12 protein-coding genes and 2 pseudogenes are annotated in these 11,854 nt (G+C 56.3%); 6 read left to right on the top strand and 8 right to left on the bottom strand.

Going from position 1 to position 11,854, the window contains the following annotated elements:
* Nucleotides 1-599 precede the first annotated feature (599 nt).
* Genes ABLN87_RS21400 through ABLN87_RS21415 form a run of 4 tightly spaced genes read right to left on the bottom strand, consistent with a single transcriptional unit; the run spans nt 600 to nt 4,405 of the window.
* A complete protein-coding gene (locus tag ABLN87_RS21400) occupies nt 600-1,676 on the bottom strand; it encodes a M24 family metallopeptidase (protein ID WP_353014087.1) in 1,077 nt (358 codons plus the stop codon).
* Complete coding sequence (locus tag ABLN87_RS21405) at nt 1,673-2,131, bottom strand: GAF domain-containing protein (protein WP_353014089.1); 459 nt, start codon at nt 2,129-2,131, stop codon at nt 1,673-1,675. The genes ABLN87_RS21400 and ABLN87_RS21405 overlap by 4 nt, the downstream gene beginning before the upstream one ends.
* Before the next feature lie 52 nt (nt 2,132-2,183).
* Complete coding sequence (locus tag ABLN87_RS21410) at nt 2,184-3,779, bottom strand: ABC transporter substrate-binding protein (RefSeq protein WP_353014091.1); 1,596 nt, start codon at nt 3,777-3,779, stop codon at nt 2,184-2,186.
* Nucleotides 3,776-4,405, bottom strand: a complete 630-nt coding sequence (locus ABLN87_RS21415; protein WP_353014093.1) for a helix-turn-helix domain-containing protein — start codon at nt 4,403-4,405, stop codon at nt 3,776-3,778. Before ABLN87_RS21415 ends, ABLN87_RS21410 begins: the two co-directional genes overlap by 4 nt.
* 120 nt (nt 4,406-4,525) lie before the next feature.
* Between ABLN87_RS21415 and ABLN87_RS21420 the strand changes: the two genes are divergently transcribed.
* The 5 genes and pseudogenes from ABLN87_RS21420 to ABLN87_RS21440 form a co-directional block, all read left to right on the top strand.
* Nucleotides 4,526-5,506, top strand: a complete 981-nt coding sequence (locus ABLN87_RS21420) for an ABC transporter permease (protein ID WP_353014108.1) — start codon at nt 4,526-4,528, stop codon at nt 5,504-5,506.
* A complete protein-coding gene (locus ABLN87_RS21425) occupies nt 5,503-6,405 on the top strand; it encodes an ABC transporter permease (RefSeq protein WP_353014094.1) in 903 nt (300 codons plus the stop codon). The genes ABLN87_RS21420 and ABLN87_RS21425 overlap by 4 nt, the downstream gene beginning before the upstream one ends.
* Nucleotides 6,402-7,223 carry an ABC transporter ATP-binding protein gene (locus ABLN87_RS21430; protein ID WP_353014096.1) on the top strand — a complete coding sequence of 274 codons (822 nt, stop codon included), beginning with the start codon at nt 6,402-6,404 and terminating at the stop codon, nt 7,221-7,223. The genes ABLN87_RS21425 and ABLN87_RS21430 overlap by 4 nt, the downstream gene beginning before the upstream one ends.
* A complete protein-coding gene (locus ABLN87_RS21435; protein WP_353014098.1) occupies nt 7,220-7,945 on the top strand; it encodes an ABC transporter ATP-binding protein in 726 nt (241 codons plus the stop codon). The genes ABLN87_RS21430 and ABLN87_RS21435 overlap by 4 nt, the downstream gene beginning before the upstream one ends.
* A 99-nt stretch (nt 7,946-8,044) precedes the next feature.
* Nucleotides 8,045-8,269: pseudogene (locus tag ABLN87_RS21440) on the top strand (IS6 family transposase); the annotation flags it as partial.
* Between the two features lie 10 nt (nt 8,270-8,279).
* On the opposite strand, the gene ABLN87_RS21445 reads toward ABLN87_RS21440, so the two are convergent.
* From ABLN87_RS21445 to ABLN87_RS21455, 3 genes are read right to left on the bottom strand one after another with little or no spacing between them, the layout of a single operon-like run.
* A complete protein-coding gene (locus tag ABLN87_RS21445; RefSeq protein WP_353014100.1) occupies nt 8,280-8,657 on the bottom strand; it encodes a nuclear transport factor 2 family protein in 378 nt (125 codons plus the stop codon).
* Between the two features lie 37 nt (nt 8,658-8,694).
* Nucleotides 8,695-9,624 (bottom strand): DMT family transporter, encoded by a 930-nt coding sequence (locus ABLN87_RS21450; RefSeq protein WP_353014102.1) that lies wholly within the window; start codon nt 9,622-9,624, stop codon nt 8,695-8,697.
* Nucleotides 9,617-10,573 (bottom strand): glutathione S-transferase family protein, encoded by a 957-nt coding sequence (locus ABLN87_RS21455; protein ID WP_353014104.1) that lies wholly within the window; start codon nt 10,571-10,573, stop codon nt 9,617-9,619. The genes ABLN87_RS21450 and ABLN87_RS21455 overlap by 8 nt, the downstream gene beginning before the upstream one ends.
* A gap of 115 nt (nt 10,574-10,688) precedes the next feature.
* Between ABLN87_RS21455 and ABLN87_RS21460 the strand changes: the two genes are divergently transcribed.
* Complete coding sequence (locus tag ABLN87_RS21460; protein ID WP_353014106.1) at nt 10,689-11,609, top strand: LysR family transcriptional regulator; 921 nt, start codon at nt 10,689-10,691, stop codon at nt 11,607-11,609.
* A gap of 9 nt (nt 11,610-11,618) precedes the next feature.
* Here the strand turns inward: ABLN87_RS21460 and ABLN87_RS21465 are convergent.
* A pseudogene (locus tag ABLN87_RS21465) lies at nt 11,619-11,819 on the bottom strand (transposase); the annotation flags it as partial.
* Nucleotides 11,820-11,854 lie beyond the last annotated feature (35 nt).

The raw sequence follows: 11,854 nt of genomic DNA on the forward strand, positions 1-11,854 counted from the left end.
CAAGACGTTTGATGTGATGATGCGAAACGAAGTCAACCAAGGGTAAGGACACTCCGACCAATGTCGCGGCCTTCGAGGTCGTTAAGCCGATAGGAACCTTGCTCGCGGAACTCATCAGGGCCAGTGGCAATCGCCACGCAAACAGGCCGGACACACGACTGTACTGACAGACCATCGCAATCGCAGAAATCTCTTGCTATGCAGGAGCCATCCACATAGGACTTTCGCCGCGGCTGCAGTATCCAAAGGCTGATGCACCGGAGAATTGCGGGACAAAGTACCAATTCCGCGATTGCGCCAATGGTCGCTTTCAGAAATTCATCAGGTCGAAAACCTTGGCTCGTGAGAGCGCTGCGATGTTTGAGTTTTAGCCTTTCAGCCCAGCCCTATTGGACAGATTCGGATACGTGGTCCTGTCTTGGGGAGCGTCCGAAATTGCGGACATATCCCCATCCACTGTGATAGGGCGCGCAGTTTGTGCATCGCAATCGCAGCTACGCCCTACCCGACTGGTATCTGGCAAGGCGAAATGAGTATCCGCTAAATCGATATACAGATGCGGCCCGTGGTTTCGGTGATAGACCCGGTTGTGGAATGCATCAAACTGAAAACAAGTCGCGTGACAGTTTCGACAGCGTGCGGCAACCGTCGGCGGTAACAATAGCTACTTCCTCCAATCGGACTCCAAACCGGCCCGGCAAGTATATGCCCGGTTCAACAGTAAAAACCATGCCTTCTTCCAGAGTTAAATCGCTATTGCCGGTCAGGTAAGGGGGTTCATGTATCTCGGACCCAAGCCCATGTCCGGTGCGATGGGTAAAAAACTCACCATATCCTGCCGCATCAATGACATCGCGGGCGACCTTGTCGATCATACGCGCCTTGACTCCGGGCCGGATCGCGGCCAACGCAGCCTTGACCGCAGTATCAACCAGGTCGTGAATTTCCTTATATCCATCGGGTGCGTGGCCAAGACAGGCCATCCGCGTGATATCTGAGTAATAGCCGCCCTTCTTACCCCCGATATCGATGACGACCACATCGCCAGTGCGCACCGGAGTATCGCCTGATTGATGATGTGGGAACGCGGAATGCACGCCAGTTCCGACGATTCCGAACGCTATGCGTGCGCCATCCGCTTCGAACCGTGCTTTTGCGACCTCGACCAGTTCGCGCTCGGTTATGCCTTCACGCAGGGCTTCGCGAATGGCGGCATGGGCCGCGTCGGCGATGCGGGCGTTTTCCTCCAGAGCAGCCAGTTCGCCAGCGTCCTTTATCATCCGCAGGGCACCGACGGTGCCGGAAGCAAAAGTGCGCTTTGCCTCCGGCATGAAGTCGAGCAGCAAAAGCGTATGGTCGGCACGCATGACCTCGTCAACCGCGACACATCTGGGTTGCGAATTGATCGTGCACAGCGCATCCGCAAATGCTGCATCCGGGCCTTCGTCGTCGCCCCACTCCCAGAAAGGCAGATCGGTGTGTTGTCGCACATCCTTGGCATTAAGCGCAGGCATCAGAAACCCGGCGTTGTCGAGGCCAATCAGCAAAAGACAGGGACGTTCGTCAGGATGGGGTGCAAACCCCAACAGCCAGTGCATATGCGCACCCGGCGACAACGCAACAAGGTCAACCCCGGTCGCTGCCATGCGATCCCGCAATCGTTCAAGCCGTGTCATATGTTTTCCTCCAACTGGACGTCGTCAAAAGCGGCGAGTAAACCTGTCTGTGCGTCCGCGACCATCTGTTTCAGCACTGTCACGCGCTGCTGGGTAAAATGCCCGGCTTTGTCGAGGATATTCACCGTGCCGACGACCAATCCTTCTTTGCTCACCGGGATGTTTACCGCTGCTTCGCAACCCAGCTCATTGATAAGTTCGTAGTCCACAAAATATCGTGAAAATTCCGCCGTTTGGTTGGCAACAAATGTTTCGCCATGCTCAAGAACCTTTTCAGTCCAGTCATTGCTGCCCATCGGCTTGGTCCCTGTGACCGGATAATCTGAGGGATGCGAGGAATAGGCGCGGCGGGCAAGATTCGCCTTTCTGTCCAGAACGGTGACCGTGAACAAACGCGCACCGCAAATGGCATCGGCTTCACGATGCAACGCCGCAAAAACTTCATCGGGTGTCATGAAATGCTTTCAACAGGTGAGCCGGGAGCGATTATCGCTCCCAGTTTGGCCATCAGTTCTTTTCGACAAGGCGGTAGTAGACATAATCCGCGTTGGCGCCGTTCACGAAGCCCTCGACATTATCAGCCATCGCAACCTGTTTGACGGCCTGGAACATGATCACAAACGGAGCTTCCTCCTGCATGGATTGTTGCAGCTCGACATACATCTGGTTGCGGGCTTCCGCGTCCTGTTCCGCCAAGGCTGCCTTGGTCTTTTCGTTGATTTCGGCAGGCGGCATCCATGCGTTACGCCATGTTGTTGTCGATGCGTATTTGTCGTCCGAGTTGTCGGCGTTATAGGCAAAGGCCTTGGCGTTTGAATGCGGATCCATGAAGTCCGGGCCCCAGTACAGCAGCATCCCCTCGTGGGTGCGTGCACGGTACTTCGTGATCACTTGCGCACCTGTGCCGGGCAGAATTTCAAAATTTATTCCGGCTGGTGCAAATGTCTGCTGCAAGCTGGCCGCCATGTCGGTAAACGGCGCCGAGTTGATCACGTCCAGTTCGATCGTAAGGGGCAATTCAACTCCCGCGTCCTCAAGGATCGTCCTGGCTTTGTCCAGGTCGTAGCTGAAGGGCGTATCGGTCAGAGCACCGGGGAAGCCTTCGGGCCAAAACGCCTGATGCACCTCCATCTGACCTTTGAGGAAACTGTCGGCCATACCGTTGTAATCCACCAAATAGCGCGAGGCCTCCCACAACGCGGGGTTGGTCAGCGGTTCGTGCTTCTGGTTGAAGCTGAACCAGTGTACCGCGGTCTGTGGATAGGTTTCGATCTTGATATCGGCATTGCCTTCAAGACCGGCCACCTGGTCGGGGGTCAGGTTTTTAGCCATGTCCACGTCGCCGGATTCCAGCAGCAAACGCTGGGTCGCCGCTTCGGGTGCGTGACGGATCATCACGTGTTCGGTTTTGGGCGCACCGTTCCAATAGTTCGGATTTGCCTGAAGCATAAGAACTTCACCCGGCGCATATCGGGCAAGCGTAAACGCACCCGTTCCGGCGCTGTTTTGGTTCATCCAGGCGTGGCCCATATCGCCGTCCACCTCATTTGCCATCGCGGTTTCGAAATCCACGATGGCCGCCGGACGTGAGGCAAGAACGTTCAGCACGAAAGAGGGCGCAAAATCGCCGTCCCAGCGAACCGTGACCGTGTTGCCGTCAACCGTGACCATCTCTTCGATATTGTCAGCCGACCAACCCAGGTTTTCTAGAATAAACGCCGGAGCCTTTTGCAGCACCAGAACGCGCTTCCAGCTTCCGACCACGTCTTCGCCACGCAATGGGTTGCCCGATGTGAATTCAACGCCCTCGCGCAACTGGAAGGTTACTGTCTTTGCATCCGCATCGATTTCCCAGTTTTCCGCCAGACCCGGTGCCAGAACGGTAGTATCTTCGGCGTCATATTGTACCAGTTGGTCATAAGTGTTGGTGACATACTCGCCCGAGGTGAACTCATAGGCCGACGCAGGGTCAATGGTCACAATGTCGTCGATATTCTGCGCTATCACCAACGCATTGGCAGGTGTTTCGGCCAATACCGGAGCGCTCGAAAGCGCAACAAGGCTCACCGCCAGCGATTTGGCAATGTCGGGGACGTATTTCATTGATCTCTCCTGTGTATTTCGTGATTGTTTTGTGCGCCCGGCTTAGGGCCAAGCAATCTGGGCGAGGTCCCGGTCCACAAAAGTTTCGCCGGGCCATCGCCCACGTTCTCAAAGGCATGTGGGGTGTCGCCCATAAAGTGCAGGCTGTCGCCCGCGTGTAATACGAAATGCGTTTCGTCCAGCGTCTGGCGCACGGTTCCTTCCAACACGATTATGAGCTCTTCTCCGACATGAGCGGTGACCTCTGACGCATAACCGGCAGGGATATGGATGATCAGCGACGACAGGGTTCCGCCTGGCAGAGCCGTCGAAATGTGTTCGTAAGATAACGACGAATCCGCAAGCGCGAACCGGGGGCGTTCACCTTGCCGGGTTACGCTGTCCGCAGGTTTCGGCGTGGAGATGAAGATGTCCACATCAACGCCAAGCGTCGCCGCGATGTTGGCCAGTGTTCCAAGGCTGGGTGTCGCCTTGTCCCGCTCAACCTGACTCAGAAAGCCAACCGAGATGCCCGCCTGATCTGCAAGGGTCTGCAGCGTCATGTTCGCCTTGCGGCGCAAATCCCTGATGCGGCCACCAAATGCTGGCGGGCGCACAGAGTCGATTTTGGGCATGGGTTGGGACATAGACCCTCCTGCAATAATTTTTGATATTAGTAAAAAAATTTTGATCAGTCAAAAAACTTTGATATTGTGACCGAAACGGAGCCGAACGTGACGCGATCAATCCCCGCCTTCCAGTTCCTTATGACGCTGGCCGTGACCTTTCTCGGCCTGCTTGCGATCACGTTCGTGATCGGGCGGGTTGTTCCGATTGATCCGGTGGTTGCAATTGTCGGCGACAGGGCCAGCGCAGAAACATACGAGGCAACTCGGCAGGAGTTGGGTCTGGACGATCCCCTTGCCGTGCAGTTTCTCAGATATGTGAAACAGGTAGTTCATGGCGAGCTTGGTATGTCCGTTTCCACCGGCCGTCCGGTGGCCGAGGATTTGGTGCGCGTGTTTCCGGCCACTTTGGAAATGGCCACGATTGGCATCATCATCGGCGTGCTGCTTGGTGTGCCGATGGGTGTTTTCGCAGCTTCGCGGCAGGGAAAACTGGCGGATCAGGTAATCCGCGTGATCGGTCTGGCGGGTTATGCCATCCCTGCATTCTGGCTGGGGCTTGTTGGATTGGTTGTCTTCTATGCCAACCTGCGATGGGTTGGAGGCCCAGGTCGGATCGACTTTTTTCTTGACGGCACGGTGCCAGCGCGTACCGGACTATTGCTGGTCGACAGCACTATCAATGGGAATTGGGAAGCACTGGCAAGCGCCATCCATCATATCATTCTGCCAGCCACGATCCTTGGTTTCTTTGCCCTCGCCTATATCGCGCGTATGACTCGCAGCTTCATGCTTGAACAACTGAGCCAAGAATACATCATCACGGCGCGTGTCAAGGGTGTCCCGGAACGGCTGATCCTGTGGCGTCATGCGTTCCGACCCATTCGCGTTCAATTGATTACGGTGATTGGGCTCAGCTATGCCGGGCTTCTGGAAGGCTCGGTGATGATTGAAACAGTCTTTAGCTGGCCGGGTATAGGCAGCTATCTGACAACCGCCCTTCTGAATGCCGATATGAACGCCGTTCTTGGCGCGACATTGGTGATCGGCGCGGTCTTTGTCGGGATCAACAAAGCCTCTGATGCGCTGTATCGTCTGCTCGATCCGAGAGCCCGGTTATGACAGTCCGTCACTATTTGCTGTCCGACGATCCCGAAACACGGATGCAGGCGCGATTGGGTCGCACCTACAGGCTGGCCCGAGCGTTGGCCCGCAACCCGCTGGCAATGGTTGGCCTTGTCATCATTCTGATGTTGTTGATCGTGGCGGCACTGGCACCGTTGCTCGCCCCGTTTTCACCCATTGAAGGGGAACTAGCGAACCGTCTGCAACCGCCATCCGCAACCCACTGGATGGGCACTGATGAACTGGGCCGGGATATTCTGTCCCGTGTCATCTACGGCGCACGGATTACACTAATGATCGTTCTGCTGGTGGCCGTGATTTCCGCCCCGCTTGGCTTGATGATCGGCACTGTCGCCGCCTATTTCGGCGGCTGGATCGATCGCGTCCTGATGGGGTTGACAGATATTTTTCTGTCCTTGCCCCGCTTGATCCTTGCCCTAGCGTTTGTCGCGGCGCTTGGTCCGGGGATCGAAAACGCAGTTATCGCCATCGCTATCACCGCCTGGCCTGTCTATGCGCGGATCGCGCGTGCCGAGGTGCTGACATTCCGAAACGCCGAGTTTCTTGATGCCGTGCGCATGCAAGGCGCATCCTCTTTGCGCGTGATCGCACTTCACGTTGTTCCACTGTGTCTGTCATCGACCATCGTTCGCGTCACGCTCGATATGGCGGGGATCATCCTGACGGCTGCCGGACTGGGCTTTCTTGGCCTGGGCGCACAGCCCCCGTTGCCGGAATGGGGCGCCATGATTTCCCGTGGTCGCTCGTTCATTCTTGACCAATGGTGGGTTGCGACCATGCCAGGTTTTGCCATCGTGATCGTATCCCTGGGTTTCTGTCTGTTCGGAGACGGGTTGCGTGATGTACTTGACCCAAAACAAAGGTCGCGCGGATGAGCCTGCTTTCGATAGAGAACCTGCGCGTTACCTTCCCCTCGGACCACGGTCCGGTTGAGGTTGTGCGCGGTCTATCATTTGATCTTGGTCTTGAACGGCTGGGCATTGTCGGAGAAAGCGGTTCAGGCAAAAGTATGACAGGCCGAGCTATTATGGGGTTGATCCCGCCTCCAGGTCACGTATCTGCGGACCGGCTTGAATTCGACGGTATCGATCTGCGCAACCTGTCCGAAGCTGACATGCGCCAGATGCGCGGCGCGCGGATGTCCATGGTGCTGCAAGACCCGAAATTCAGCCTGAACCCGGTAATACGCATCGGCGAGCAAATCGAAGAGGCGATGACGGTACACTCTGCCTGCGATCCCGGTGAACGTCGCCAACGGATGTTGGATGCTTTACGCGCCGTGCGCATCGACAACCCTGAACGCGTCGCGAAGCTGTATCCGCATGAGGTGTCCGGCGGCATGGGGCAGCGCGTGATGATTGCCATGATGGTGGTGATGGAACCGGCGTTGATGATCGCGGATGAACCCACAAGTGCACTAGATGTCTCGGTTCGGGGTCAGGTTCTGCACATACTCGGTGACCTTGTCCAACGCCGGGGCATGGGCCTGATACTGATCTCGCATGACCTGAACATGGTGGCGCGCTGGTGCGACCGAATTCTTGTGATGTTCCAAGGCAAAATCGTCGAGGAATTGGGTTCAGGCGAGCTTTACAAGGCCCGCCATCCCTATACGCGCGGCTTGGTGGCCAGCTTGCCCAGGATTGATGAAGACCGTACGCGGTTGCCGGTTCTGGACCGAGGCGCGCTATGATACAGGTTCAGAACCTTTCTGTAAGATATGATGAAACCACAATTCTCCATGACGTCTCGTTCAATGTTGCGGCAGGTGAGAGCTTTGCCCTTGTCGGTGAATCCGGTTCCGGCAAATCGACCATCCTCAAAGCGCTTGCCCGGCAAGTCAAACCTTCCAGCGGTGCAGTCCAGATTGGCGTCGATCCGCAAGAAGGGGCAGACAGACTGACTTTGGCGCGGCAGGCTCAGATGGTGTTTCAGGACCCATACGGCAGTCTGCATCCGCGTCGAACAGTCGATGATGCGCTCATCGAACCGTTGGTTGTTCACCGTTTGCCAGACCGGGATCAGAAAGTACTAGACATGCTGGATGCCGTGGGATTGCCCCGGCGCTTTCGATTTCGCCTGCCTCATCAACTGTCGGGTGGACAACGTCAAAGGGTCGCCATCGCCCGAGCGTTGATGCTTGATCCTCCTGTATTGCTTTTGGACGAACCCACAAGCGCCCTAGATGTCAGCGTTCAGGCAGAGATTCTGAATTTGCTGAAGTCACTGCACGAGGAAAAAAACCTGACCTTCCTCCTCGTCACGCATGATCTGCCAGTTGCCAGCTTCTTGTGTGACAGGCTGGCGATTTTGAAATCGGGGCGCATCTTGGAACTTGCTGATGTTGCCACGTTGCGAACCGGCAATTTTGCATCTGAATATGGAAGAGAACTTTTTCAGCGTTCCGTCGGATAGAAACGGCAGACGGGTGTGTCGCAAACATTGAGCCTGGATTGACGAGTATATAGATTTCTTTTTTTGGTGTCCGCGTAATGTTCTCCAACAGATTTCAGCATGATTTCCTTGAAAGGCTGCCATTTCCCCAAGGACGCGGTTTTGTATACCGTTTACTTCTACCTGCGGTACACGGTTTCCTATCGTGATTTGGAAGAGATCATGGCTGAGCGCGGTGTGCGAGTTGACCACGCCACATTGAATAGATGGGTTGTGAAGTTCTCGCCGATCGTCGCAGCTCGTGCGCAATCAAAGAAGCGTTCTACTCAGAGTTTATGGCGCATGACTAAAGGCATCAAAGGCCCGAGATATCCACATATACTCGGTAATCCGCGATCCTGTCCGCGCGAAAGTTGAACCGTGCGGCAAAGCGTACTTCGTGCATGCTTTGGTCGTTGCGCGTGTAGTGAACGGTGCCGTCGCAGAAAGCGGTATCGCCGCTGGACCAGATACCAGTGATCGTATGTTGCATACCCTGGATCGTGGAAAAGAATCCCGCGTTCGCGGCTTGCACGGCTGTGCGCCCATCAACCTGTTCGAAATTGCCAAGCTGGAACTGAACATCTTCGGTGACATGCTCGACAACGCCGGCTTCGTCCAGCGCGTCAACCGCGGTGTAAAGGGAGGCGATCAGCGGCGCGTGGACGGCGGTGGTGGGGGTGGTGATTTGCATCTTGTGATTTCCTTCTCTGATTGAAAGTGTGATGTGTTTATGCCTGACGCCTTCCGGACCGGCTGCGCAGGACGGGTGGGATACTCAGATGACCGTTGGTGATGGCGAGACCGAGGAACAGGATCGCGAGTGAGCCAAGCAGCCCAAACCCAAGCGGCTCGCGAAAGGCAAATGCGCCGATAGCAATGCCGGAAAGCGTGGCAAAATACCCAACCTGTGCGAACCCAACACCGTCTGTTCGACGCTGCACTTCGAAGGTCAGCACATAGCTGAGCGCTGTGATGGACCCGATGCCAAAGACTGTGCCAAGCAGCGCAGGTGGAACCGAGATGTCGCCGATGGAGCTGCCGCGACCGAATAGCAGAGAGGAAATCAGCAACAGCTGTGACAGAAGTGTCCCGGTTGCAAGCCCTAACGGATCGCCGCCGGGCGGGTAGGCATAGCTGCGAAAGACGTTGCCGCAGGCCAAAACCAAAGGTCCTAGGAGCGACAGCGCAATCCAGGTCGGCTCAACATCTGACAGTTCAAATCCACCTAGTGTGGCAAGGCTGACACCGGCAAGGCCGATCAGAATACCAATCAGGCGCTGCAGCGACGGCATCCTTCGCGCAATCAGTGCCGTTATCGCAAAGGTGAACAGCGGCGACAGCGTGACAAGAGCGGAATAGAACCCAAGGCTCACGTGCTCCAGCACCAGAAATCCGATCAGGGCGGGGCCGCTGACACCGAAAACGCCGGCGCCAAAATAATAGGGGATGTGCCGCGTGTTGAGCGCCCCGCGCTTCTTCGACCGAAAAGACAACGCCAACAGCGCGATGCTTGCCAACAGAACCTGCCAGAACAATGCGGTCAGCGCTGATATCCCTGCCATTGAGACGAGTTTTGACAATGTGAAACTGACACCCACCAGAACACCGATAGCTATGATCAACGCTGATACAGGGGACCTTCTGACAATATCAGACATCACGCAGCCCCATTTCTGACACATCGGCTGTGCGCAAAGAAGCCGGGCCAATCGGGATAATTCCGCTGGGGTTGATGTGCCGATGGCTGAGGAAGTAATGCTGACGGATATGGGCCATGTCCACAGTGTCAGCCACGCCCGGCAACCGCATGATGTCGGCCAGATAGCGGGACAGGGCGACATAGTCGCTGATGCGTTTGTAGTCGGTCTTGAAGTGGGTCACATAGACCGGGTCAAACCGCAGAAGTGTCGGAAATAGCTTCAGATCAACCTCTGTCAGCACGTCACCAGCCAGAAACCGGCGTTGGCCAAGCGTTTCTTCAATCGCGTCGAGACAGGCAAAGAGCGCCGTTACAGCCTCGCCATACGCGATCTGGCTGGTGGCAAACCCGGCGCGATAGACGCCTTCGCGGATCGGTGACTGAATTTGTTCGGCGATCCGGTCGATTTCATCGCAAAGATTTGACGGGCGAAGATCGGGTCCCGCGGTATCGGGAAACGCCGTCTGAAGCATGCGCATGACCTCGGCCGATTCGGTGCTGACGATCCGGCCCGTAACCTTGTCCAGTAGCACAGGCACGCTGATCGGACCCGTGTAATCCGGCTTGGCACTCTGATAGACTTCGTAAAGGAAGCGGGTGCGTTTTACACCGCTTTGGTCGTCGAATAGCGTCTGGTCGATGACCCAGCCGTTTTCCGACATGACCGGGTCCATCCATGTGATGCTGAACGCATTGCGTAAGCCTTTCAAAGTTAGAATCAGATCGACGCCATGACACCAGGGGCAGGCCTTGGACAGGTAAAGGTGGTACCGGCCGGGCGTGTTCGGAAGCGGGGCGCCCGGTTGCACGCTGATGTGGCTCGTGAAAGGGCTTTGCAGGCGGTGAAAACGACCGTCCGAGGCGAGCGGTCTGTCACGCAGAACTCCGTTGATAAGCATCTTGGGCATGTCAGCCTCCGGCGTTAACAGGACATGCAGATACCTATTAGGCTTTCTATTTGATGATAATCGTGTGAATTTGAAACTTATAGGTGAGAATAACTCGCCCAAAGGATCGCAAAACATGACTGAAATTGGCGCTATCCCCGTTTTTGTTGCTGTGGCGGACCATGGCGGGTTCGCAGCCGCCGCCCGGCATCTGGGTCTTACAAAATCAGCGGTCAGCAAGCGGATCGGCGTGCTGGAGGCCCATCTGGGAACGCAGCTCTTTCATCGGTCGACGCGGTCCATTTCCCTTACCGAGGCGGGCGAAATCTATCTGGCCCACGCGGCGCAGGCGCTTGGCGCAGCGCAGGACGCCGAAGACGCAGTTGCGGCGTTGCAGGGGCAACCGGTTGGATTACTAAGGCTCAGTACACCCATGTCCTTTGGACAACTGCATGTTGCGCCTATGATTGCTGCATTCCTCAGGCAATATCCGGGGATCAGAATCGACCTGACGATGGATGACAAATTTGTCGATCTCGTCGAAGGGGGCATCGACGTGGCCTTACGCGCCGGAACGTTGCCGAACTCGGCCCTGATCGCACGCAAACTCGCCCCGATCCACAGCGTGATTGTCGCTGCGCCGGACTATCTTGCGCAGTCCGGAACGCCAGAAACACCTGAGGATCTTCTGGCGCATTCCTGCCTTCACTACGCCTATTCGCGCGACCCTTCGGAATGGCGCTTAGCCGGGCCCGCGGGTGACATGCGCGTTCAGACATCTGGTGTTCTGCGCGTGAACAACAGTGAAGCCCTGTGCACCGTGCTGCTTGACAGTCTTGGTATCGGTCGCCTGCCGACCTTTATTGCCGGAGCCCACTTGACCAGTGGCCGTCTGGTCAGGGTGCTGCCCGAATATCGCCTGCCTGAGCAGGCGCTATACGCCGTCTTCCCTGAACGAAAGCACATGCCAGCGAAAGTTCGCGCGTTTCTGGATTTCATCGTGGGACGTATCGGGCGCGAGGTGCCTTATTGGGATATGGATGCAGGTCCGCTTTAGGTTCCTGCCTCATAGCCAATAGATGACGCGTGCTGCGAGTGCGATGGCCGACAGGAAGACCTTGGGGCATCTGTCGTATCGGGTTGCGATGCGCCGCCAGTCCTTCAATCTGCCGAACATGATCTCGATCCGGTTTCGCCGTTTGCAGCGGCGTTTGTCCTACTTTACCGGTTTCTTCCGCTGCTTCCGGCCAGGGATGCAAGCGCGTACCCTTGGTTGACTTCGTTTCGCATCATCACATCAAA

Origin of the sequence: Ruegeria sp. SCP10, from assembly GCF_040329495.1 — a bacterium.
Lineage (GTDB): Bacteria > Pseudomonadota > Alphaproteobacteria > Rhodobacterales > Rhodobacteraceae > Ruegeria.